16 protein-coding genes are annotated in these 24,617 nt (G+C 58.6%); 10 read left to right on the top strand and 6 right to left on the bottom strand.

Annotation, left to right across the window (positions count from 1 at the left end; all coding sequences use genetic code 11):
* Nucleotides 1-210 precede the first annotated feature (210 nt).
* The 4 genes from CA85_RS04390 to CA85_RS04375 form a co-directional block, all read right to left on the bottom strand.
* On the bottom strand, nt 211-606 hold the full coding sequence (locus CA85_RS04390) for a TspO/MBR family protein (protein WP_146390096.1): 396 nt from the start codon (nt 604-606) through the stop codon (nt 211-213).
* Nucleotides 607-690: 84 nt separating this feature from the next.
* Nucleotides 691-1,413, bottom strand: coding sequence for a dioxygenase family protein (locus CA85_RS04385; RefSeq protein WP_146390095.1), 723 nt, complete (start codon nt 1,411-1,413; stop codon nt 691-693).
* A 56-nt stretch (nt 1,414-1,469) separates the two neighbouring features.
* On the bottom strand, nt 1,470-4,805 hold the full coding sequence (locus CA85_RS04380) for an efflux RND transporter permease subunit (protein ID WP_146390094.1): 3,336 nt from the start codon (nt 4,803-4,805) through the stop codon (nt 1,470-1,472).
* 123 nt (nt 4,806-4,928) lie between these two features.
* Nucleotides 4,929-6,251, bottom strand: a complete 1,323-nt coding sequence (locus CA85_RS04375) for an efflux RND transporter periplasmic adaptor subunit (protein WP_186774738.1) — start codon at nt 6,249-6,251, stop codon at nt 4,929-4,931.
* A gap of 427 nt (nt 6,252-6,678) precedes the next feature.
* On the opposite strand from CA85_RS04375, the gene CA85_RS04370 reads away from it, so the two are divergent.
* Both CA85_RS04370 and CA85_RS04365 read left to right on the top strand, forming a co-directional pair.
* On the top strand, nt 6,679-7,248 hold the full coding sequence (locus tag CA85_RS04370) for an ECF-type sigma factor (protein WP_146390092.1): 570 nt from the start codon (nt 6,679-6,681) through the stop codon (nt 7,246-7,248).
* Between the two features lie 137 nt (nt 7,249-7,385).
* Nucleotides 7,386-9,620, top strand: coding sequence for a serine/threonine protein kinase (locus tag CA85_RS04365; protein ID WP_146390091.1), 2,235 nt, complete (start codon nt 7,386-7,388; stop codon nt 9,618-9,620).
* A gap of 474 nt (nt 9,621-10,094) precedes the next feature.
* Here CA85_RS04365 and CA85_RS04360 read toward each other — a convergent pair whose 3' ends face one another.
* On the bottom strand, nt 10,095-11,576 hold the full coding sequence (locus CA85_RS04360) for a sulfatase (protein ID WP_146390090.1): 1,482 nt from the start codon (nt 11,574-11,576) through the stop codon (nt 10,095-10,097).
* A gap of 622 nt (nt 11,577-12,198) precedes the next feature.
* Nucleotides 12,199-13,779, bottom strand: a complete 1,581-nt coding sequence (locus tag CA85_RS04355; RefSeq protein WP_246112496.1) for a sulfatase family protein — start codon at nt 13,777-13,779, stop codon at nt 12,199-12,201.
* 142 nt (nt 13,780-13,921) lie between these two features.
* On the opposite strand from CA85_RS04355, the gene CA85_RS04350 reads away from it, so the two are divergent.
* The 8 genes from CA85_RS04350 to CA85_RS04315 all read left to right on the top strand — a co-directional run.
* Nucleotides 13,922-15,331, top strand: coding sequence for a sulfatase-like hydrolase/transferase (locus tag CA85_RS04350; protein WP_146390089.1), 1,410 nt, complete (start codon nt 13,922-13,924; stop codon nt 15,329-15,331).
* Between the two features lie 456 nt (nt 15,332-15,787).
* Nucleotides 15,788-17,308 (top strand): hypothetical protein, encoded by a 1,521-nt coding sequence (locus CA85_RS04345; RefSeq protein ID WP_146390088.1) that lies wholly within the window; start codon nt 15,788-15,790, stop codon nt 17,306-17,308.
* 207 nt (nt 17,309-17,515) lie between these two features.
* Nucleotides 17,516-18,694 (top strand): DegT/DnrJ/EryC1/StrS family aminotransferase, encoded by a 1,179-nt coding sequence (locus CA85_RS04340; RefSeq protein WP_146390087.1) that lies wholly within the window; start codon nt 17,516-17,518, stop codon nt 18,692-18,694.
* A 13-nt stretch (nt 18,695-18,707) separates the two neighbouring features.
* Nucleotides 18,708-20,882: a tetratricopeptide repeat protein gene (locus tag CA85_RS04335; protein WP_146390086.1), complete on the top strand. Its 2,175-nt coding sequence runs from the start codon at nt 18,708-18,710 to the stop codon at nt 20,880-20,882.
* Entirely contained in the window at nt 20,879-21,883 is a 1,005-nt protein-coding gene (locus tag CA85_RS04330) for a MotA/TolQ/ExbB proton channel family protein (RefSeq protein WP_246112495.1), read from the top strand. The genes CA85_RS04335 and CA85_RS04330 overlap by 4 nt, the downstream gene beginning before the upstream one ends.
* Nucleotides 21,884-22,288 (top strand): ExbD/TolR family protein, encoded by a 405-nt coding sequence (locus tag CA85_RS04325; RefSeq protein WP_146390085.1) that lies wholly within the window; start codon nt 21,884-21,886, stop codon nt 22,286-22,288. It abuts the gene before it with no gap.
* A 12-nt stretch (nt 22,289-22,300) separates the two neighbouring features.
* On the top strand, nt 22,301-24,178 hold the full coding sequence (locus CA85_RS04320; RefSeq protein WP_246112494.1) for a prenyltransferase/squalene oxidase repeat-containing protein: 1,878 nt from the start codon (nt 22,301-22,303) through the stop codon (nt 24,176-24,178).
* Between the two features lie 220 nt (nt 24,179-24,398).
* Nucleotides 24,399-24,617 (top strand): IS4/Tn5 family transposase DNA-binding protein (locus CA85_RS04315; protein WP_222435404.1); only part of this gene is annotated, 219 nt, incomplete at its 3' end.

The raw sequence follows: 24,617 nt of genomic DNA, 5'->3' as shown, positions 1-24,617 counted from the left end.
TGAGCCGAGCCGCCCTGGCGGCCGAGTGGGCGGCGTTTCCGGGGGCCTTACAGCCCTCGGCTCAACAATTCGCCAACAGCATCGATTCGATCGACGACCGGCTTATCGGGAAGGAATCCGTGCTTCCCTGTTAGAAAAAACTGCAGTCAACCTCGCCCGCGTCAATGTGATCGCGGCTCACGCCAGATGCGCCCGCGGCAATGAACTGCCTCACCCGTTGTTCCAAGTGATCGCGAATTGCAGGGTGCTGGCGATGGTGACCCAGACGAGGTAGGGGATTTGCGCGTAGGCGACCCAGCGGTGATGGGGCCAGATGGATTTCATCGACCAGAGAATGGTGAACCAAACGATCGTGATGTCGATCGCGGCTAGGGGGAGGTTTCTCAATCCGAACAGAATCGGAGTGAAGGCGATGTTGGCGATTAAATTGATCGCAAAGGGGATCGCGACCGGCCACGGGATCCGCCGGCGCGCAACCCGGTAGAAGACGTAACCGAACGTGACCAAGATGATCGGGTAGAGAAGCTGCCAAATCAAACTGATCGTCGCTGGCTCAGGCGTCCAGCCGGGCTTATCAAGAGCGTCGTACCAGTCTCGCCAAGTCATTTTGATGTGTCTGTGAGGTGTAGGGGGGCGACGCGGAATGCCGCGGCATCGACGATCCGTTCACACCGATGGATCACGCAAAGCCTAGCCGCGTCGTCGGCGTTGGCGTGCAGATTGGCCGATGCCGTGCATTTTTCCGTCGCTGTCCTCGAATGCGGTTTGCCCTACCACGATGTCGCAGTTGACTTCGAGTTCACCGATCGTCGATCCCTTGAGTGGTTTGAAGTCGCACAGGACCGTATCACGCGATTTGGGATCGATCCGCTGCAGGATTCCATCTCGCTGATTGTTCTCATGTCCTTTGACATAGAGCTGCGTCGTCAGGATTCGCTTGCCACCTCGGCTGACGCCAACATGAATGTGTGGCGTGCGGCCTGGGTAGGGCACCGGTTTGATCGTGCGAAAGTAGTACTGTCCCTTCGAATCGGTGAGGAACCTCCCGTACCCTTGAAAGTTCGTATCCTGGTTGGCGCGGTTGGTGGTATCGCCGGTGTGAAGGTAGACCGCATTATTGTCGACTTGCCAGATTTCGACGAAGGCGTTGCGGATCGGCTTGCCGCTGAGGTCGAGGACACGGCCGCTCAAATGAGTGATTTCGCCCACGCCAGGGGTGATCGAATCATTGATCACGAGCAGGTCATTGTCGGTATCGAGCGGCAGTTTGTTGGGGTAGAACGGCCCTTCGGTCTGGGGCGGCGTCGCAATTTGCTCGGCAAAGAGACCGGGCGTGGTCAACGAGCAGGCCCCCAGCGCCATGCCACCTTGAATCACTCCGCGTCGTCCCCATAACGGTTTGCGATGGTCCATGAGATTTCCTTTTTGGGAGAGGTTTTCGCGCAGCAGCGGGCGATTGCTGAAACGTCTTATTCTACAGCACGTCGCGAAGTCGCGTCGAGAACGAGGCTAAACAGGAGCGGGATGACGAGCAGGGTGAAGATGGTTGAAAATACCAATCCACCGACAACGATCGAGCCGAGACCCCGATAGAGTTCGCTGCCGCTGCCGGGGGCCAACACCAGTGGCAACATACCGAAGACGCTGGTGCACGTTGTCATAAAAATAGGACGCATTCGGCTCCGTACTGATTCGCGGATCGCATCGCGTGGGGACATGGGCGCGACGGCGCCATCGGCACCGCTGGCGTGGCCCCGCATGTAGTTGAGCGCCTGGTGAACGATCAGGATCGCATTGTTAACGACCACGCCCACCAAGATCACGAAACCTAACATTGTCAGCACGTCCATCTGTTGTGTCGGATCGCTTTGCCGCACGACCCACAGGCCGACGAACCCGCCGACGGTCGCCAGGGGCACGGTACACATGATGACGAGTGGGTAGAGAAAGTTCTCAAAGAGCGCTGTCATCAATAGGTAGGTAATGACGAGCGCCAAAAAGAAACGGCTGAGTGAAACGCTACCGATCGATTCCCAATTCCAGCCGCTCCAGTGCCCCATCAACGAGGCTTGAACCTCCGACAAGCGGTCGGCATTGCCTGAGAGTGAGACAAAGATATCGCTGCCGAGATGCCCTTCGGCGCGGGCTCTGTCGACGACTTCAAGGATGGTAGCTTGGGCTTGCTCGAGCGCCACATCGTCGGGTGGCGTCACCGACAGCGAGATCGCCCGCTGCTGCTCGACACGGCGAATTTGCTGCGATGCCTCGGTGGTAACGAAATCAGCGATCTGCCCCAACGGGACCATCAGGACTTCGCCGTTGGATTCACGGACAGCGATGGGCAGATCTTCGATCTCCTCGGGCACGATCTCCGCTGCAGGGTCTCGGATCAGGATCAAATCGATGTTGTCACCTTGAAAATCAAAATCGCCAACGAAGGAACCATCGATCATGGCCCGCGCCGACATCGCCAGATCGCTGACACTCAGGTTCAACCGCTTGGCGACTTCCTGTTTGATTTGCAGCTGCCGTTCAGGACCGGATTCGTTGAAATTATCCGGTGAGGAACGCACCGAGAATTTCGAGAACGCATCTTGAAGCTCTCGCTCGAGGTAGGTGCTGGCGTTCTTCAACCGCGTCAGATCGTTGCCGCTCACCTCCAGATCGACAGCGTTGGAACTGCCGGCACCGCGGCCAAAGATCGACGCTTGCGAAGTCACGCCTTTACTGGCTGGGATCACGTCGAACGACTTATTGAACACCGCGGCGATCGGTTCCACATTCTCAGGATCTTGGCTGATGCCGACCATGAAGACGCTGCCGCGTGCGACGACGAAGAAGAACTCCTTGATAGCGGGGATGTCGGTGTACTCCTTGCCCGATCGCCGGTCGACGACGGGTCCGAACTGCGACGCCTCGGCGGAATCCTTGGCATTCCAAAACGGTTTCAACTCCTGCTCGATACGCTGTCCGACGTAGAAGTTCTCCATGACCGAATAGCCCGCCGGCGTCGACATCCGGCAAAACGTGAAGTTTTTGGTGCCGTTGGGCAGATAGCTGGCCGGTGGCATCAGCATCAGGCTGATGACGATTGAAGCGACCATGGTGATTGCGATCAACATGATCCGCAGCCAGACACTCGAAAGACTGCGGAAGGTCAACAGATGAATGAATGAAGCCCAAGCGTTGTTAAGCCAGGCAAACGGACGCAAGATCCAGTCAAAGGGTGCGTTCCGGCGACCGCTCCGGGCCTGTGCAGCAGCCTCGACCTCGTCGCCCGCTACGATATTTTTGGGAGCTTTGAGCAAGAGCGACGCAGCCGTGGGGATGACAGTGATCGAAACCACAAACGACAATGCCACAGCTGCACAGATCGCCAGGATCAAGTCGTAGAACAACTGCCCAGCTTCGTCTTGAACCGTCAACACGGGAGCGAACACCGCGATCGTCGTCAGCGTCGACGCTAGAATCGCACCCCAGACTTCGCGTGTTCCATCATAGGCCGCGCGGGCCGGACTCGCCCCGAGCTTCAAATGCCGATCGATGTTCTCCAGCACCACGATCGCGTTGTCGACCACCATGCCGACCGCGAAGCTCAGACCGGCCAGCGAGATAACGTTTAGATTCCGGTCGGCCAACCACATCACCACGAAGGTACCGATGACCGAGATCGGTATTGAGATCGCGATGATCAGGGTCGACCGCACGCTGCGCAGGAAGAGCAGCAACACCAACGCGGCGAGCCCGCCCCCGATCCACAAATTTTGTTGGACGAGTCCGATCGCACTGTTGATGTACAGGGAATCGTCAAAGGCCATCCGCAATCGCAATCCATAGCGATCGTTCTTGAAGCTACGCAGTACGCCTCCTTCGGCGTTCATTTCATCGACGACCTTTTCGACTTGGTCGATGATATCGAGCACGTTGCTGCCGGTTTTGCGTTTGACAAAAATCGTCATCGACGTCTTGCCTTTGCACTGGTCAAAGTGCACGGTCTTTTCCAACGCCAGTTTGACTTCGGCGACATCGGCAACGCGTACCGGACTGCCCTGGTCGTCGTACTTAATGATCGTGTCGCGTAGTGGCTGCAGCGAGTCGTATTGTCCGAGTACCCGGTAACGGACATCTTGTCGGCTGTTGGCAAAATCGCCCGCCGACGCGTTGACGTTGTCGAGGCGAAGGGCGGAGTTCATTTGCGAAATCGTGATCCCCCGCCGAGCGAGAGCTTCGGGATCGAAGCGCACTTGGATTTGATGCGTGCGGCCGCCTTTGATGTCGATTTCCGCAACACCTTCAATACGCTCCAGGCTGGGCGTCATGAAACGGTCGGAGAAATCGTAGAACGTAGCGACTTCGAAATCAGGATCTTCGGCCTGCAGGAGCAGGTAGGCGATCGCATTGTCTCCGGCGGTATCGGCCACCGCGATGATCGGGCGGTCGACGTCTTCGGGGTACTCCGGGACTTCGTCGATCTTGTTAGAGACCTCTTGCAGGATCCGCTCCGGCGACGCCCCCACATTGAACTCGAGTGTGACCTGCGCCGAGCCGAGGCTCGCTACCGAGGTCATCTTCCAAAGCCCTTGAACCGACTTCAGTTTCTCCTCTTGCTCGATGATGATCGATTTCTCGATTTCCTCGGGGCTGCGGCCGGCCCAGTTCGTGCGAATCGTGATCACGGGGCGATCGACGTCGGGCGTCAACTGTACCGGAATGCGGGCGAACGCGATGATGCCAAAGAGCAGCACCAGGATCATGCCAACAGCAGTCTTGACTGGATTGGCGATCGCGAATTGAATGGGGTCCATGATGTAGGTCTCGTGATGATTCTGCTTCGATCGGTCGCAGAGCGTGGTGATGCGGCTCGGACTCTTCGCGGTAGGTTGAGCTGTGTCGACAGCGATCAGGACAAGGACGAATGTCCCGGTGGGCTAGTCCACGACTTGTTGACCCGTCCGGTAGGTACCGGGAACGGCTGACAACTCCGAACGATCGTCATCGATACGGACCGTCGCGCCCGGGATCAAACGTTCCAAGCCTTCGGTAACCACTTGCACGCCCTCACGGACTCGTTCGCGATCCTGTTCACGGACGCATGCGATCGCGTAGGATTCGCGTGTATGCGAAAGCACTCGCACGGGAATCGGTTGCGCTACGAGGCTTGGCCCCTTGTCAGGCTGGCGCGAATTCGCGACGGGCTGGACTCCCGTCTTACTGTTGGGCTGGAGAATCCAGATCGTCGATTCGTCAGGCTCCGTCAGGACGGCATCGCGAGGCACCAGTAGCTCCGTCGACTCTTTCCTCACCGGGACGAAGACGGACACACCCATCCCGGGCAACAGTTGACCGTCTTGATCATCGAGTTCAATTCGGACAGGGAACGTGCGGCTGCCGACGCTGCCTTGGGCATTGATCGAAAACACCTTGCCCTGCAACTCCATGTTCAAACCGGCGACTAAGAGGTCGACAGAATCTCCGATATGCAACAGCGGCAGGGATTCCTCAGGAACCATGATCCTGGCGTCGATGCGACCGGTGGAAACTACGTCAACGATCGGAGAGCCAATGGGCAGGTACTCGCCCATCTCGGCATGCTTGGCGACGACACTGCCGTCGAAAGGGGCAAAGATCTCGAGCCTCTCGTTGCGTTTGTTTGCTTCGTCGAGGAGGACCCTCAGATTAGCAAGAGAAGCTTCGTGCCCTTCAATCAAGGAACGCTTCTGTTCGACCTCGCTCGCCGACATCGCGCTGCCTTGGAACAGTTTTTCGAACCGCTCGAGGTCTGACTTCTCGAAGGAGAGCGTCGCTTTCTTCTCGGCAATCTGCGTGGTAATCTTCTCCTCTTCCAGCTTCAACCAGGTGTCGTCCATGCGGGCGAGTAGTGTCTCGCCGCCGGTGACCCGGGAACCTTCGTCGACGGGCAGGATCAGCACCTTGCCAGCCACCTCGGTCGCGACCGTGGCGCTGCGGACGGCGACCAAGTCGCCGACGAGCGTCTTGGTTGGCAGGATCGGCTTGCGTTGAACCGAGCCGACCCGAACCAGTTGAGCTTGCGGACCTCGCGGTTTCCCGACGGCCGGTCCACTGGCGGCCGACGCCTCAGCGGAATCTTTGAATCCCGACATTGCTAAATAGCAAACCAGCCCCCCGAGTAAGAAGGCAGTCAGGCAAACTGACAGGACCGTGACGATCGATTTCTGGGTTTGTCGCGATTGGCGATCGGTCATTGGGGTGGGGGCTGGTGTTTTTAGCATCGAATTCATTTCGGAGGACATGGGTCTAGAATACTAATGCGAGAACGCGTCCAAACCGGGGCCAAAATGACTAAGAGACGTATTTTCAGAGCAATTCCACGCCAACACGGGAGATTTTTTAGGTCCATCGGGAATTATTGGGCTCATCCGACGGAAGCGTGCGCCCGAGGTTTTCAAGGCATGGCGCTACATCAGAATGCGTATCAGCAACAACGCGAGGGCCAGAAATCCGCCGAGAAATCACGGCACCTCATTGTTTCAATGAGATCTTGGCCCTGCCCGCTCTGCCGAGACGCATGAGGAGATGGACGAGCGTCGGTGGTGGACGCTCGCCGAGTTTCTCGTCGGGTACAATCTCATTTTCATGCGAAATCAAGTACGACCTTTCGCGAGTGTACCGGTTGAATTGCCCCCCCGAGATGCTTCATTGAATAGCCAAGTCACCCAAATCCTGAATCAAATCGAAGGCGGCGACCAGCAAGCCACGGAGCAATTACTGCCACTCGTCTACCAGGAGCTGCGGCAATTGGCATCGCGGCGAATGACACACGAGAAGGCTGGCCATACCCTGCAGCCGACCGCCCTCGTCCACGAGGCGTTTCTACGGCTCGTGGGTGGCGAGAATTCGCAGGCATGGGAGGGTCGCGGTCATTTCTTTGCGGCGGCAGCCGAATCGATGCGGCGGATTTTGATCGAATCGGCCCGCCGGCGTAACGCAGAGAAAAGGGGCGGTCATTTCCAGCGAGCCGAATTGGCAGATGACGCAGCCGCGATCGACCCCGACGACTCGGAAACCTTGTTGGCACTGGACGACGCGCTGACGAAGTTGGAGTCGATGGATACGGAGCTGGCGCGGCTGGTCCAGCTCCGCTACTTCACCGGACTGACGATTGACCAAACCGCTGAGTTGCTCGACGTGTCTCCCCGTACGGTCAAACGGAACTGGGCCTACGCGCGGGCTTGGTTGAAGCGGGAAATGGGTGGCGGCGACGCGTGAGGAGAAATCGCCGGTGGTGTTCACGAAGCTGCAACAACCGGCTATTTCTTGAAACAGCTTCCGCATCAAAAACGGAGAACAGAAAGGGAATCGACCGATTGAGCGAAACCGCCAGTGCAGAAGACGACGGGAATGAAATGAATGAACCTTCGGAAAGAACGATTTTCTTCGACGCATCGGAGATCGACGATCCAGCAGCTCGCCAGCAGTACCTCGATCAAGCCTGTGCGGGCGATTCATCGCTGCGCGCGAGCGTCGAGGCGTTGTTGCTCGCCAGTGACCAATCGGATCATATGATCGATCGTCCGCCTGTCAATTTGATCGAGATGGCCGACACGATGGCGATCGACAACGATTGGATCGGCAAACGGATCGGCTGCTATCGATTGATGGAGCAGATCGGCGAAGGTGGTTTCGGGCTCGTCTTCGTGGCTCAACAGGACCAACCTGTGCGGCGTCAGGTCGCCTTGAAAGTCGTCAAACCTGGCATGAATACGAAGGAGGTCATCGCGCGCTTCTCAGCCGAACAACAGGCGGTTGCGATGATGGACCACCCGAACATTGCTCAGGTGTTCGATGCAGGTGTCACCGACGACGGACGCCCGTTCTTCGCCATGGAACTCGTCCGCGGCGTGCCGATCAACGAATTCGCCGACGCCCATCGGTTGACGATTCCGGAGCGATTGGAGCTGTTCATCGACGTTTGCCATGCGGTTCACCACGCCCATCAAAAGGCTGTGATTCATCGTGATATCAAGCCGTCGAACGTGCTGGTAACGCTGCATGGCGACCGCCCGGTTGTGAAAGTCATCGACTTTGGTGTCGCCAAAGCGATCGGCCATTCGCTGACCGACCAAACGATCTACACCCGATTCGTGGCCATGATCGGCACGCCGCTCTATATGAGCCCGGAGCAGGCGGAGATGAGCGGATTGGACGTGGATACTCGCAGCGACATCTATTCACTCGGCGTGATGCTGTACGAACTGTTATCCGGTGCGACTCCCTTTGATCGAGACCGTCTCAACTCCGTGGGACTGGACGAACTGCGACAGATCATTCGCGAGGAGGAACCGCCCACACCGAGCCGGCGATTGACGACGATGGGTGAACGAGCCACCACCGTTTCAGCATTGAGAAAGGCGGAATCGTCGCGGTTGTCGTCGACGCTGCGAGGGGACCTGGATTGGATCGTGATGAAGTCCTTGGAGAAGGATCGGAACCGGCGTTATGCCTCGGCAATGGCGCTCGCTGAAGATGTTCGACGCTATCTCCAACAAGAGCCCATCGAAGCTCGACCGCCCAGTACCATCTATCAGATGTCCCGGTTTGCTCGCCGCAACCGGGTCGCTTTCACGACCGCAGCGCTTGTCCTACTGAGTCTGACCGGTGGGTTGGTTGCGAGTTTGTGGCAGATGCAACGCGTGGCTCGGGAACGAGATGAGAAGGAAGCGTTGGTGCGCGAGATCGAACAGTTTGCAGGGCAGGTGACGCGGGCAAACGAACTGGTCGCCGGCGGGCAATCCTTAGCCGAGGCGGATCAGATGCAGGCCGCCGAGCAAACCTTCGGCGAGGCGGTGACGCAACAACCAAGCTATTACTTGCCATGGGTCAGCCGCGGACAGTTTTTTGCACGCCAATCCTACTGGGATGCCGCGGCGAGCGATTTCGCCAAAGCGCTGAATCTTGGGGCGCCAACGGACACGCCGCAGTGGTGGGGCGTCCCTGCGCTGCTGGAATGGACCAATCACGACGAAGCCTGCGAGCGGTACTACCGACAGTATCGCGAACGACTCTTGACGATCCAAGATGAGGTGCCGCCTGAGGGCGTGCGTTGGGAGTGGATCCGCAATGGAATGATCAAAAAAGATGCCTTGAGTGCCGGCCAGTACAATTGGCTGGCAGAGCTCGCGCAGCAGAAGCTGATGCAACACGGACGCCCACGTTTCGACCCCGGACGGCCCCCGCCTCCAGGCGACAGTGTCCCGGATGACTTCGGCCCACCCGAGCGGCATCGTCGCCCACCTCTCCCCGAACTGGACGGAAGAACGCCGCGACCGGTGCAGCACTATGTTACCGCGTTAGCGCAACTGCGAGCCCAGCGATACGAACAGGCCATCGAACAGCTCCGTGAAGCATCGCAGATGCAATGGCCCAATCCGTTCATGGTGCACGCTCCCCTGGCGATCGCCTACCAAGCAATCGGCAACAGCGAGGAAGCCAAAGAACAACGACGCCGGGCGAGCCAAGTGGTCTCGGAGATTTCCGATGCGGAAACGCAACAGGGCCACTTCGCTGAAATACCTTGGTTCGACGTGGTCGAACTACGCGTGCTCTCAGCCGAAGCAGCCGAGACCTCGGACGCAGAATGAATCAGCCGATCAGCGTCAGCGTTCGGGTAATTGTCGTGGGCGACGCGACCAGCCCAGGACTCGACGCCTCCCGTTAGTTACTCACAAGTATCCTGTTAGGGATGACAGAAAGTCGTAGGTCAGCGCAGCGCCACCTACGGTGTTTCGTTAACGATAGAGCGTCGACCCCGAAGTGGGTCGCAGCCCCCGTCATGGATGATCTTTAACCCCATGCGGGGTTGGCTCTTTCGTCTCGCGTCGTACCCGGTGGTGTTCGCTTACGCTCAAACCACCGGTGGTTTTCGATAACGCCTTCGGCGCAGGAAAACTGGTGGGTAATCGAGGACTCGTCGCCTCGTCCACTACCCGCCGTCATTGGTCATGTGACTGGAAGGAACGCCAAAACGGATAACGAAAATGCTTCACAACGTCGCCCGGTAAGGTCAAGGGTCCGCGCATGGAACAGGCCTCACCCGCGATCGGGGCTTCGCTGTCTTAGGGCCTCCAGGGCTCGGGGCCGTCGGGCTTGGCTTGCAAAAACTTGGCGTCGACTCGCTGGTACCATGCATGCAAACGATCCCGGAGCTGGTCGACCTTTTCAGGCTGCTCGGAGGCGAGGTCGTTCTGCTCGCCGATATCGTCGCTCAGGTTGTAGAGGTGGACACGTCCGTCCTCGTACCGTTCGATCAGTTTGAAGTCGCCGTGGCGGATCGCCCCCGAGGGGATGCCGCCTTGATTGCTGTAATGCGGGTAATGCCAAAACAAGTCGCGGTCGGCGAGGGATTCACCATGCAGCAGGGGACCAATGTCGACGCCATCGACGTCGTGCTGCAACTCGTACCCAACCGATGCCGCAACCGTCGGCAGCAGGTCTACCGAACAGATCGGCGTTGATTCAACAGCTCCGGCCTGCGTGATGCCGGGATAGCGAATGATCCAAGGTTCACGGATACCACCCTCGTAGACCCATCCTTTCCCACCTCGCAACGGCAAGTTACTCGTCGGCGAGCCCTCCGAAGTCGACAGGCCTCCGTTGTCGGAGGTAAACACGACAATCGTGTTGTCACGGACTCCTGAGTCATCGAGTTGTTGCAGCACTTTGCCCACGGCCTCATCCATCGCTTCGACCATCGCGGCATAGACCGCGTGTTTCTGCAAGATTCGCACCCGACGCGGCTTGTCGCCGAGAACCTGTTCCTCTCTGGCGAATTCCTCACCCACAATACGGCTGGCCTTGGCTTCATACTTTTCAACCAAATCAGGCCGCCCCATCAACGGCGTGTGAACCGAATAAAACGACAGGCAGGCTAGAAACGGTTGATCACGATGCGAGTCGATGAACTGGGCGGTGTCGCGAGCGAGTCGATCGGGCAAGTGATCACCAGGGGGGCTGTCCGGCTGCAACTGAGGGTTCTCAAAGGGCGAGAAGTATCTTTTGCCTGTGTAGGGGCCGCCGCGTGTCCACCCGCCATAGTTGACATCAAAACCCTGGTTCTGCGGATAGTACTCCTCATCCGGACCCAGGTGCCATTTCCCAGCGAAACAGGTCGCGTAGCCTTTGGTTTTCAACATCTCTGCCAGCGTCATCTCTTCGAGCGGCATCTTGTCGTTCAGCGGCGCGGGTCGGAACTTGCCTGCGCGCTTGCCAGAGAAGAAGTTCGTCGCATCCACGCGGCTGGGATAACGCCCCGTCATCAAACTGTACCGCGTCGGCGAGCAGACCGGGTTCGCGGCGTAACCATCGGTGAACCGCATCGCCGAATCGGCGAACGCGTCGATGTGAGGCGTCTCGTAGAAACAATCTGGATTGTTCGCGCCGATGTCCATGTACCCTAAGTCGTCGACCAGAAAGACTAGCACGTTGGGTGGCCGAACGGCGGGCTCAGCCGCACATCGCGCGAGCGGCAGACAAGAACCGATGGCAGCAGCGATCGCGACCGCGAGGCGAACGATTGGGAGCGGGTTCCGTGTTTTCATAGGTTTCACTTTTAACAGGGAGGTCTCAAGGCCAATGTTGGGGGGATTCGAGGGTCGGACCGAGCAAGGCAAGGTTCGGAGCGGGGGATCGCGCTGGTTTGGGGCTTCTTTTCTCACTGTCGCCCCTCCCGGATAAGTCGCTGAAGGCTCGATATCCGACACTCTCAGCTTCGCCGGGCGGGTGAAGGAATTCGTTCTTGGTCACAATCACTGACGACTGCGCGACATGTCGTTCTGGAAGGGTGAATAACTATGCCTCACTTACTATGGTTCATCCGACGGAAGCGTGCGCAGAGCACAGCGGAAGGTTTTTTGTGGCATGGCTCTCGTATCCAATGATCGTTCAAAAATGCGTCCCTGGCGAACAAACGCTCGCCAGGGACCGACAACACCATTGGCGTACCGCTTTTGCAGGGAAACGCTGGCGACCGAGATATCCCTTGCCAAGCCAGCACCTCTGCAGAGCTCGGCTCCGTTTCTCCCGGCAGTGCCGGTCTAACATTGATAATCACATCCCACAAATGAATCCTTGGATACTGGAGCCATGCCTTGAAAACCTCGCGCGCACGCTTCCGTCGGATGAGCCCTTATTATTCGCGCGTTTCAACGCAGCGCGGGAAGCTCACTTCCTGCCGCCGACATCGACTTTTCGGTCGTTGCTCAGACGCGGGCCGGGGGTGCAACGCCCCTCGGCGACTTGTTGATCTAGCAACGCTTTGAGCTCAGCAACCTTCTCGGGATGCTGATCGGCGACGTTGGTCGTCTCGCCTGGATCGTTGCCCAAATGAAAGAGCTGCATCGGGGGCAGGCCACGTTTTTTGGCGTCCGGTTCACGCGGCTTGCTCCAACCGCCACTGCCGTGTGACAGGCAGAGTTTCCAGGGCCCACGACGGATCGCGAAGAAGCCACCGATGCTGTGACTAACCAACGAATCTCGAGGGTTCGCCGAAGGATCTTGGAACAACACCGACAGGTCAAAACCGTCTTCGCCACCGGCAGGCTCACGGGGTTGGCCTGTAATCGACTGCAACGTCGTGTAGACGTCTGTCAAACAAACGGTGGCATCGGTTTGCTCTCCGGCGCGAACGTGTCCTGGCCAGCGAACGATTAACGGAACGCGGTGACCGCCTTCGTAAATGTCAGCCTTGTGGCCGCGAAATCCAGCGCTGGGGTCATGGTCGTGTTCGGCCAAAACCGAAAAATTCGCTTCCGGTGAACACCCATTGTCGCTGGTAAAGATGACGAGCGTTTCATCGGCCACGCCCAGTTCGTCGAGCTTCTTCATCAGCTCACCCATGTGATGATCCACCTGCATGACAAAATCGGCGTAGGGGTTGATTCCACTCGCGTCCCGAAACGGGGGCACGGGCACGATGGGCGTGTGCGGTGCGGGCAGCGGCAGATAGAGGAAAAACGGTTTGCGTTCGTCCTCGGCACTGGCACTGCTAACCCGTTCGTCGATGTAAGTAATCGACTTGTCAAAGAGATGTGGAAGTACTTGCTCGATCTCGAAATCATCCCCAATCGGTCCTTTGCGATACCAACCGTATGGCGATTCCTTCTTCGTCACGCCTTCCTCACGAGTAGGAATGGAAGTCGGCTTCCCAGTGTCCACCCATACGTACGGAGGCATGTCGAGCGAACCGCAGTGGCCATAGTACTGGTTGAATCCGTTGATGTCGGGACCGTTCTCGACAGGTTTGGAGAAGTCGATTTCATTACCGTCCTTATGCCAATCCCAACCCAGGTGCCACTTGCCGATCATCCCCGTGTGGTATCCAGCCGATTGCAACAAATGGCCTAGCGTGGGCCGGTCGGCGGGAATCAATTGTTCGCTCCTGCCACTGAGCACACCCTTGGCAAGACGCGATCGCCAGTTGTAGCGTCCCGTCAACAGGCCATAGCGAGTGGGGGTGCAAACCGAACTGGGCGTATGTGCATCCAGAAACGTCAGCCCCTGATCTGCCAACCGCTGCAGGTTGGGCGTTTTGATTTGGCAGTCCGGATTGGTCGGGCTGATATCGCCCAAGCCCATATCATCCGCCATGACCAACACCACATTGGGATGCCCTTTCTCCCCCGCCTCTTGCCCAGTCGCGTCGCCGGCGAGGATCAAAAACAAGCCCATCGAAGCCGCGTAAAGACCAACCGCGGCCCGCCGCCTCAGGGAGTCACTTCGATGTACTGGTGCACTTGTGTTCATGGTTGATTTCGATTGGGTCTTGAGAAGCGTTCAGCAAGCCGGAGATTATAGCCGATGTCGGGCCGTTTGGTGCGAGTGGCCACCACCAGCTATCATTTAAGTGACCAGATTCTTCCCCATCATGATTCTTCAGTGACTTCCCATGCATACCTTGACCTTTCGCGTCGTCGTCCTGGCGTTTCTTTGTGGCGGCCATACCGCGACTGCACAGCATTCACCTCCCAACATCGTTTTCATCTTTGCCGATGATTGGGGATGGGGCGATCTGAGCTGCCACGGCCATCCCTACGTGAAAACACCGAACATCGACCGGTTGGCGCGTGAGGGCACAGATTTTCATCGGTTCACGGTCGCCAGTGGCGTGTGTTCACCGAGTCGCACGGCGGTGATGACGGGGCACTATCCGGCTCGCTACAACATCGACGGTCATTTCGCGTGGGTCCCCAGCAACGCTCGACGCAATATGCCCGATTGGTTGGATCCGGGCGTCACAACGCTCCCGAAACTGCTGCAATCGGGTGGCTATGCAACGGCACACTTCGGCAAGTGGCACCTGTCCAACAACATGATCCCCGACTCGCCCACACCCGCCGAATATGGCTATGACACCTATGGGGCATTCAACTGTTCGGGCGAACAGATGCCGGTTCACGAGGATGCTCGCCAGGCGATTGAGTTCATGGAAACCAGCCATCATTCGGGCACCCCGTTCTTCGTCAACCTGTGGATGCACGAGCCTCATACGCCCTTTCACACCGTTCCGAAATACCGTTGGCGGTTTCGGGAGAGCGAGTTGGAGGAAGCCGATGAGATCTATGCCTCGGTACTCGCGCACGCCGATGATCGCATCGGTGACGTGCTCGACGCGCTCGATCGGCTAGGAGTCACCGACAACACACTCGTCATCTTCAGCAGCGACAATGGACCGGCACGCGGTGGAGCATCTGGTGAGTTAACGTTGACGCACGACTCCGCGACTGGCGTGGGCTATGGAATCGGTGCGGCCAAGGGAATCACCGCTGGCCGCAAGGGCTACAAGGCATCGTTGTATGAAGGCGGCATCAATGTTCCGTTCATCGCCCGTTGGCCAGGCAAAATCGCTGCCAATCAATCTGACGAGACGCTGATGATCTCGGCTGTGGATCTGTTGCCAACGTTCTGCGAAATCGCTGGCGTGGAACTGCCCGCGGGGTACCATCCCGATGGCATCAGTCAACTCACCGGGCTGACCGGGGATCCGTCCACCGGCCGTTCGCAACCCTTGTTCTGGAAGATGGCGTCGCGTTACCCGGCACCGAAGTCTCGACCGTTTCATTGGGTATCGTTCGTGATCGTCGACCAGGACTGGAAACTGCTTTCCAGCGAAGACGGGGACCACGTCGAGCTGTACAACGTCGTCGAGGATCCTTACGAGCGGGAAGACCGACACACCCAAGAGACCGCGGTGGTTTCGCGACTGCTCGAGAAACTGGAAACCTGGAAAGCAAGCCTTCCCGAAGGTCCAGACCCATCAACCTTCTCGTCTCTGCGGCGGAGTCCAGACGATCAATGATTCCGGGCTCAATAAACAGCGCATCACCGCAACCCGACCCAGGGCGCTGCGCGTTGGGGACCATGCAAACCGACCGAAAAACGTCAGGTATGAAATCGTCCTCCCGCGTGCTTGGAGTGGGTGAACCGGGCTATCGCCGAATGCCGCTTGCTTTCGATTGCGAAGCGGTTTTGGTAACCCGACGCGTGAGCGAGGATCATCTCTTGACCACGCAAAGCACTGCATTTTCCTCTGCTGACTGAGCAAAACGTTGCATTTGCCTCGCTGACGCATCGGGTTACCTACCTCGTGTGTTTAATGCGGGGCCAAAATAAACAGTACTCGGCTATCGCTGGATCGGTTGTTAGGTTGCACCGAGTGACTATCCCGCACCTGCTCAACTGCCCGTTCTGTTACGATCGCAGGACAAGGCAAACATCACTGATCACTTCAGGCACTCATTCCAGGAACTTTGCAATGCTCAAGATATTCTTCTATTCACTCGCCACGCTGCTCGTCGTGATTCCGACGTCCAACGCGGAATTGCAGGCAGAGGATTGGACGATCGACAGCGCCGCGGACTGGGCGGAAAACCTTGAATCCACCGAAGGAGCTGCAGTCGCAGACGGCTCGGTTTCACCTCAAGCAGAATCGGCAACGATCTCGACAAAAGTTCACTCGACCGATAACAAGCGTTCGGCCAAGTCGCTCGTGGTCTCACAATCAGCGATCTGGCAGAACTGGAATCCGATTGAGAATCTCGGTCCCGTCAACTTGCGTGACGCGCCGGTCTTGTTGACGGTTGCCCCCGACAACTACTGGATGTTCGGGCGCTATGGCGGAGACAAACGTCGACAGGCGTCCGAACCAACGACCGAGTTTGAACCGGAAGAAGCGACCCTCGAAGGGTTTGACGTCCCGCTGCAAACAACTCAGTTTCCGAACCAGTACAATGCACCGGGCGGATTGAAAGCCAGCAAGGGTGGTTACCATGCCTGGCAAAGCCGTGACATGAAAAACTGGGTCCATCACGGTCCCGTCACTGAGGGGTTTTCCAAGTGGGTCACTAGCGCGGAATGGGTCGATGGCAAGGCGCTGATCTACTATGACTTTCCCAACGACCAAGACCCTCATGTCTATGTTGACGAGGACCTGTTTGACGGTGTCCCTGGGAAGAACATGGGGATGGCGGTGAAGGATCCGTCTCACGGTAGCGATGCTGGCTTCATCCGTGATCTCGATGGAAACATGCACGTCATCATCGAGGACTGGAGTCCGATTTCTGCGAACAAACGTTCGTGGGATTCGCCGCTCGCCGGACACGCGGTCAGCCCGAACGGCATCGACGGTTTCGAATTCCGCGCCCCGCCGGTAGACAACCGCACCGAACCGACCGGAAAGATCGCCACGTACAGACACCCACACTGGACCAAAGAGGATCCTCAGAACTACCCAACGAACGTCGCCGAATACGAGGTGCATGAACCGGAACAGGAGGCCTACGGCGACTGGGCCGCGATTTGCATCGGTGGGCAGTACTACCTCTTCGGTGACTTCGACCCCGTGGGCGGCCATCAGATGAGTGTGGGTTGGTTCACATCACCGTCCATCGATGAGCCGTTCACATGGTGCGACAATATTGGCAACGGTCACCCAGACCCGGATATCGCGTTCGCCGAAGGACAGTTTTACCTCGCTACTCAACAAGCGACCGACTATGTCAGCCCCGGTCCCTGGGTGGAGACCGTCGAGGCTCGCGTCGGCGTCGATACCGACCAAGATGGCAAGATTGATCAGTGGACGGACTGGACCGAGATCAAAGAGAGTTACGACTACATCCCGGGATTTCCAAAGCAAATCGCGAAAACCCCAGCGGAACTGGAGCTCTCTGAACTGCCAGCAGGTTATGGATTCCAAGTCCAACTGCGTCTGAACGACTCCACCGAGAACAAGTCCAAACCGATCATCGAGCGGATGACGTTGACATTTGCGAAGTAAATCGCTGATTTGGGACGCCGCTCAATGAACAGGGCGTCGGCTGCGGGGTTCGGGTAGGCAGGGGTCACGGGGTTATTTCTTCTCTTGACCCATGCAGCCGCAGAGTCGTACACAGGACATTGAGTGCTCACGGCTGCCGCGGCCGGCTGAGCAAGCCGAAAATGGAATTTCGGGTTTTCTCGCTCAATTTCACGGATGATAACTCTGATGGCCCAACAGCCCACCACCCAACCCACCCCCGCCGGTGTTCCCCTTCTCGATGTCAACCGCGACAACCGGCCACACCGGGAAGAATTCATTGAGGCCCTGACCGACGTCGTCGACAGCGGTCGTTTTCTGTTCGGCCCCGACGTAACGGAACTCGAGTGCGAGGTCGCCGGATACTGCCAGGTCGACAATGCCGTCGGCTGTGCATCGGGCAGTGATGCCTTGCTGCTCGCTCTGATGGCGCTGAATATCGGCCCCGGCGATGAAGTCATTGTGCCGTCGTTCACCTTTTTTGCCTCGGTGAGCTGCATCACTCGGCTCGGTGCCACGCCCGTCTTCGCAGACATTTGCCCGGACACCTTCAATGTCGATCCGCAATCAATTCAATCGCTGATCTCGACGAAGACCAAAGCGATCATTCCTGTTCACCTGTTCGGCCAATGTGCGCAAATCGATAGCATTTGCCAGATCGCGGGAAAACACGACATTCCCGTGATCGAGGACGCCGCTCAAGCAATCGGTGCGGCGTATCACTCACGTCCTGCTGGAAGCTGGGGCGAGATCGGTTGCTTTAGCTTCTATCCAACCAAGAACCTTGGCGGGATGGGCGATGGCGGGATGATCACGACCCGCGACGCTGCTCTCGCCGATCGGCTGCGACTGTTCGCTGGTCATGGCATGCGACCTCGCTACTACCACCAAGTTGTGGGTATCAACAGCCGACTCGATACATTCCAAGCCGCAGTCCTACGGGTCAAACTACGTCACCTCAGCGCTGCGATTGATGCGCGGACGGAAGTCGCCGATCGCTATGACCGCTTGCTCCAAGAGGCCGGCGTCGTCAGCAGTGAGGCGATCACGCTTCCCACACGTGACGCCAACGCGACACACGTGTGGAACCAATACGCGATTCGCGTAGATGGTGGTCGTCGCGATCAACTGCGCAGCTATCTGTCCGAACGCAGTATCGGTTCGGAGATCTACTACCCCGTTCCGATGCACGAACAGGAATGTTTCCAGGACATCGAGTTCCGTCACAACGGCCTGACCGAGACAGAGCGAGCCAGCCGCGAGGTGCTCAACCTCCCTGTCTTCCCGTCGCTCACCGAAGCGGAACAGGGCCGCGTCGTCGACGCGATCGCATCGTTCTACGCCGCAGCGGCCCGAGCCGCTGCCTGATTTTGCCGACGGCATGACTTCTCTCACTCCGCGAGTAACCACGATGGCGCGAACGGACCAATCCTCCCACGACCACCTAACTTCCCGCTGGCATTGGCGCCTCGCCAGTGCTGAGCACCGGGTGCGCACGTGGGGTGGTCTCGTCAAGTCTCGCGGTGGCGTCGAGCAAGATCGGCAAGCTCCAGGAACCCCTCGGCACTTTCGCCGAGTCCGAATCGGAGCAGTCGCCCTATGCATCTTGCTCGCCGTGCCTGCGGCGGTCTCGCGAGCCGAAAGCCCCGATACTACCGCTACGAACTTGATCGCGGCGGTCGATAGTGAAGACCTGGGTGCGGCTGTCGCCGCCGTAGCGGAAATCGATCTCCGTGATCAGCAGTCTCTTCGCACGCTCGCGGCAGTCGTTCGCATCGCACGCCGCTGTGAACAAGAACAACGCCGTGACGATGCCGCCGAGATCTACCATACCGCCTCGGCGATCTGTGAGCGACTCGTCGGCGAGCAGGCCGACGAACTCGCCGTTGAGAAAGCCGATGTGATCTGGAATGCAGCCGCATCCAGCCTGACAGCGAACGGTCGGCACGCCGACGCTCTGCGTTGGGCAACACTCGCAGCAGAGTCGGCCGATCAAGCATCCACGAGCAGCCGCACCGGAGACACGCTATTGGCGATCGCTGCGGGAGCGCTCGATAGCGACGACAAGCTGACTGCTGGGAAAGCCTACCGGCTGGCTGTTGAGATGTTCAGCAACCATGCCTCGCGTCAGGCCGGTCCGGACATCGCCACGGCGAGACTCGGTTATGCATGGACACTCGTGATGGCCGCCAACGATAGCGGCAGCCCGGAGCATATCCAAAAATCTCTCGATGCGGTCCAAAAGTTCTTGGACCATCACCCCGACCACTCCGATGCCCCATCGGCGCTGCTGCTGAAGATCAGTTGCCAGACTCGCTTGGACGACGAAGAGGGAGTCGAGAAAACACGCGCCGCACTATTGAACAAGCACCCCCGATCCTCGGCCACATGCGAGGTCGTCAAGACCGCCTGTGGCTCGGACGGCGAGCTCTCCGAGCAACTGCGGACGTACTTGATTGAGCAGCACGATTACGTGCTGATGTCACCACTCGTTGCTGGTGATCTCAGCATCCTGCAAGCCGGGTTGATGGCGGCGGCTTCCGCTGGTGCGCCCGATGCCGAAGTCGCCTACGCGACGGCTCTTTCGCTGATTGACGAACACGGGAAAGTTGCCACAGAAACACTTCACCAACTCCACACGGACGGTCACGATGCCGCCGCCCAAAGGATCGCAATGGGTTGGTTAACGGCTCGAGACGAAAGCCAACGCAGCCCCGACAGCCTCAGTGCTCGAATGCAAACCAAATCGGGAAAACTGGTCACCGGTGGGGTCCGCGAGGCAGCCTGTCGCTGGGCCGGTCGGACGGGCCAGTGGTCCATGCTGGCCATGGCGGCCGAGGAGGAGCCTGGGCTGTACGAACGGCAAAATACCGAGGCCGCTAAACAGGAAACCGTTGCCCGGGGACGCACTCTGCATGTCAAACGATTGTTTGCCGAGGCGCTCTTGCAGAACGGCAAGACGGCGCGGTCGTTAAAACTCTGGGAACATATCGTCGATGACGATGGTGCCGACGATTTCGCCACATTACTTCGTCTTGCGGAGACGGCGACAGAGGTGGGCGATATACCCCAGGCCAAAACGCGGATCGCAGCTGCCCGAGCAGCCGCGATGCAGTCTGACCGAGACGGTGATGGAGCCGGTAGCGTGGCCATGACGGATCTACTCTCGGCGAGTTTGGAGATCCGTGAATTGCGTTTCGATCGCGGACGCGCCTTACTAGAACAGATTGTTCGGTCCGGCCGAGCGGAATCGGATCTGCGTGGACGGGCTCAGTGGATGATTGGCGAAACGTTCTTCATGCAGGAAAACTTTCACGAGGCAATCACGGCCTACCGACAGGTCGAGGGGATCGGCGATTGTGACCAATGGACAGCCGCCGCGCTCGTTCAGGCGGGAAAATCGTTCGAGCAATTGGGGAGGACACGCGAGGCGACCATTTGCTATTCCGCACTCGTTAGCCGGTTCGGTGACTCGCCACACGCCAACGGTGCTCGCCGTCGCCTCGCTGCGATGACGACCGACGGCACCTCGTCCCCAGGCACCCTACGACGATGATGAATCTTCGACTTCTCACCCCATTCGCCTTGCCGATGCCTTTGGTGGCCCGTTTCTGCTGCTCGCTTGTGCTCGCTGCTACGACAACTCCCGCAGCGGCCCAGAACCAGCGATCGGCACCGAACTACGGCTACAACTCAGGTGGTTTTTCGAGCTCATCGGCGCCCAGTACCTACCCCGGCGGCTTTGGAGCGTCCTCGGGCCCCGCCGCCCGAATTGCCAACGCACCGAAATCTCAGAGCGGTTCGGCCAACCAGTTTTCGATCCCAGCAGCTCCTGAGGAGGCAGCGAGCGAGGTGGCTGCCGAAACGGAGGAATCGTCCGCTTGGGAGATGCCCGAGATGATCCGCAAGTTCAGTGAGGGCGGTTGGCTGATGATCCCCCTGGCGATCGGGTCGCTGATCGTTATCGGTTTGTCACTCGAACGCATGATCGCACTGCGACGCTCGCGAGTAATCCCCAAACCCTTTGTTCGGCGATTCACCGAGTGTGTCGAAGATGGACAACTCAGTTACGAAGAAGCCACATCGATCTGTGATGAATTCGATTGCCCGGTCGCGGAAGTCTTTCATGCTGCTGTGCGGCGTTGGGGCCGGCCGATGATGGAAATTGAACAGGCCGTAATCGATGCGGGCGATCGGGTGGGTGAATCCCTCCGCCGATTCCTGCGTGTCTTCCATGCGATCAGTAACGTCACCCCATTGATTGGGCTACTCGGCACCGTGCTCGGAATGATTGAAGCGTTCGAAAACCTTGGTTCACAGACCGGAGGTCAGAGCGATCTACTCGCCGCTGGAATCAGCACCGCATTGATGACCACGGCCGGCGGACTCAGTGTGGCGATTCCCGCTTATCTCGCATATATGTACTTCAGCGCCAAATCAGATCGGTATCTCGGCGAGATCGATAAGCTTTGCCAGCGAGTGATCGACTGTATTTCTGCCGAGGGTCTTGAGAACTCCGGTGCTGGCCGAGCACCACGCAAACGCAAAGCCGCATAGATGATTCGACGGTCCAATCCTGAAACGGCGACGATCAACCTCACGCCCATGATTGATGTGGTGTTTCTGCTCGTGATTTTTTTCATGGTCGGCAGCAAGCTCGACAATGGGGAAAGCCACCTGCAGGTCAACGTACCGAGTGTGGGCGAGTTGAACTCGATGGCCCGACTCCCCGACGAACGAATCGTCGAGTTCACTGCTGCTGGCACTCTCACTCTCGACGGCAATGCTGTCTCACCGGATCAACTCACTAGTGTTCTGCGATCTCAACACGACAGCTATCCAGCCCTCAAGGTTGCCGTGCGCGCTGACGACAGCATTCCCTATGGACAGGTCGCTGGCGTCCTGCAAATGGTCCGTGCGTCGGGCGTGCAGCAAATCGGGGTGGCGACCAAGCGGAGGTAGCGAGCAATCGACGTGAATACGCCGTTACTCAATACGGACTACTTCTGGCACAATCCGACCGCCGTGCGGATGATTGCTCTGCTCGCGGTAGGTCTGCTAATCGCAACGGTGATGCTGCTGCGCCGCCGCAAGAGCAGCGGTCGCGCTGCGGCGGTGATCTGCTTGTTGATCTCGATTGGATTGCACGCAGCCATTCTTATTTTCACGCCCCGCATGTCTCTGTTCTTTTCAGGCGGCCAGCGTGTTGACGATTCCACCGCGGAGCGGGGTAGCGAAGAGGTTTCTGTCGCTGTTTTCGACCCCAGCCTCACGTCGGCCGATACCGCCGCCGCAGATTCTCCCGACGATGCACAGGGGGAACAGGACCAAGACGTGGACTCCGATACGCGGCCCGCGGCAATCGCACCGCTTTCGCTAGCGCGTCCTATCGAGGAACTTCCTCCGCCAGTAAAGACAGCGAGCGAGAACCCCAGCGATTCCCCGCAGGAAACGGCGTCCAAGCCTGCCGCGACGTCTTTGAGCGACATGATGCCCACCACGCTGGCGGCCGCAAAGATGCCTTCGCCCACCGACGCGGGCAGCGATATCGATGCGTTGGGCGATTGGTTGAACGAAACGCTGGCCTCTGCCGAGCCCCCACCGCCGGCTGAACCGACTCCTAAAATGCCTGCCGATGCACCTGCCGAACCGGTCGCGGCGAAGACTCCAGCGGTCGAGCGTCCGGCAGTCGCGGCCACTGCGGTCGAGTCGCCGACAGTCGACCCAGCCGCGGAGCAGCCCCCGGCATCGCCCGCTGCCAAGGGGTTGATCCCGGGAGAGATCGATTCTGATTTCGCTGCCCGACAAGGGGCCGCGAAATCGGTAGCGATCGAGACAACCGGCGGCGATGCGAGTACCGAAGCCGCCGTCGCGGCAGCACTCCGCTATCTCACCAAACACCAGCGTGCCGACGGCGCCTGGGACCCGCTCTCGAGCGGCGCCGGCCGCGAACGAGCACCATTGGGTCTGCAGCGTGGGGCAGCGGGCAAACGCGCCGAAACCGGATTGACCGGTCTGGCACTCCTCGCGCTCCTCGGTGCAGGCAATACGCATCAATCCGGCGAGTATCCCGAAGCGGTGTATCGGGGTCTCGTCTACCTGCTCGGCCGTCAACGCGATGATGGATCCCTGGCCGGAGACGCCTCTGTCTATGCTGCGCATTACTGCCATGCGATGGCATCACTCTCACTCGCCGAAGCGGCAGCCATGACTCAGGACCCGGCAGCCATCGAGGCAACCCGCCGCGCTATCGCGTACTCCAAATCAACCCAGCATCCGGTCACCGGAGGCTGGCGTTACACACGTGGTGACAGGGGAGACCTCAGCCAGCTCGGTTGGCAGGCACTGCTAATCGACGGAGCTCGGCGGGCCGGTGCGCTCGACGGCGAGGAGTCGATGCAGCGAGGTGTTGAGCGGTTTCTCACGACCGTGCGTAGCGGCCGGGCAGGAGGTTTGGCGTGCTATCGCCCGGGCGAGAGAACGACCCCCACAATGACCGCCGAAGCCCTCGCCGTGCGATTGCTCATCGGCGAAAAGGTGCCACCCGATACCGTTCAGGAAGCTGAAACCGCACTACTCGCCTCCCTCCCCGGCCATCAGATCGGACCGGACAACTATTACTACTGGTACTACGCCTCGCTCGCCTTGCACCAACTCCAAGACGACGCCTGGAAAAGCTGGAACCAGGCCATGAAACAGCGACTGCTCTCGACCCAGCAGAAAGATGGAAGTTGGCCCGACACCTCATTGTGGGGCGGCTATGGGGGCTCGGTCTACACCACCGCCATGGCCACGCTGTGCCTGGAGACCTATTACCGCCACGAACTCCGCGACAAGTCCGAGGCCCAGTAAGGAACGCGGGGACGATACGTGCTGAGCACCTCAGCCTCGCTTCGGGACGTCGATTGAACGATTGCAGCATTCTATCGATTGCTGAAGATAGCTCATGACAACGCCCCAACGGGGCAGTCCTACGACAGCCCCAGGCAACGCCCTCTTTATCCTACACATCTTTTCGGGTAGATACACAGGCACATAAAGGATCTCAGTGTGCTCAGGGAGGGCTGTGGCGATGGAATGGATTGAATCGGAGTTCGCTTGGCTTGAATTAGGCGACCTGAGACGAGAAAAACGCGTTAAAACGATTGTCGAGCAGTTTTCGAAAATCGCTGAGTCCCAACCCGGCGCATGTATGGGGGATTCCGATTTGGAAGCGCTCTATCGTGTTGCCAAAAATCCCGCAATCACAACAGACGCCATTTTGGATGCTCATCAACAAGCTGCGATTGTG

The organism is Allorhodopirellula solitaria (genome assembly GCF_007859855.1).
In the GTDB taxonomy this organism is placed as follows: Bacteria; Planctomycetota; Planctomycetia; order Pirellulales; family Pirellulaceae; genus Rhodopirellula; species Rhodopirellula solitaria.
This window is presented reverse-complemented; position numbering and strand designations above follow the sequence as displayed.

Bases quoted from the DNA above. Each gene is read 5' to 3' on its own strand.
- CA85_RS04390 (WP_146390096.1), bottom strand. From the start codon at position 606: ATGACTTGGCGAGACTGGTACGACGCTCTTGATAAGCCCGGCTGGACG.
- CA85_RS04385 (WP_146390095.1), bottom strand. From the start codon at position 1,413: ATGGACCATCGCAAACCGTTATGGGGACGACGCGGAGTGATTCAAGGT.
- CA85_RS04380 (WP_146390094.1), bottom strand. From the start codon at position 4,805: ATGGACCCCATTCAATTCGCGATCGCCAATCCAGTCAAGACTGCTGTT.
- CA85_RS04375 (WP_186774738.1), bottom strand. From the start codon at position 6,251: ATGCTAAAAACACCAGCCCCCACCCCAATGACCGATCGCCAATCGCGA.
- CA85_RS04365 (WP_146390091.1), top strand. From the start codon at position 7,386: ATGAATGAACCTTCGGAAAGAACGATTTTCTTCGACGCATCGGAGATC.
- CA85_RS04360 (WP_146390090.1), bottom strand. From the start codon at position 11,576: ATGAAAACACGGAACCCGCTCCCAATCGTTCGCCTCGCGGTCGCGATC.
- CA85_RS04355 (WP_246112496.1), bottom strand. From the start codon at position 13,779: ATGAACACAAGTGCACCAGTACATCGAAGTGACTCCCTGAGGCGGCGG.
- CA85_RS04350 (WP_146390089.1), top strand. From the start codon at position 13,922: ATGCATACCTTGACCTTTCGCGTCGTCGTCCTGGCGTTTCTTTGTGGC.
- CA85_RS04345 (WP_146390088.1), top strand. From the start codon at position 15,788: ATGCTCAAGATATTCTTCTATTCACTCGCCACGCTGCTCGTCGTGATT.
- CA85_RS04340 (WP_146390087.1), top strand. From the start codon at position 17,516: ATGGCCCAACAGCCCACCACCCAACCCACCCCCGCCGGTGTTCCCCTT.
- CA85_RS04335 (WP_146390086.1), top strand. From the start codon at position 18,708: ATGACTTCTCTCACTCCGCGAGTAACCACGATGGCGCGAACGGACCAA.
- CA85_RS04330 (WP_246112495.1), top strand. From the start codon at position 20,879: ATGATGAATCTTCGACTTCTCACCCCATTCGCCTTGCCGATGCCTTTG.
- CA85_RS04325 (WP_146390085.1), top strand. From the start codon at position 21,884: ATGATTCGACGGTCCAATCCTGAAACGGCGACGATCAACCTCACGCCC.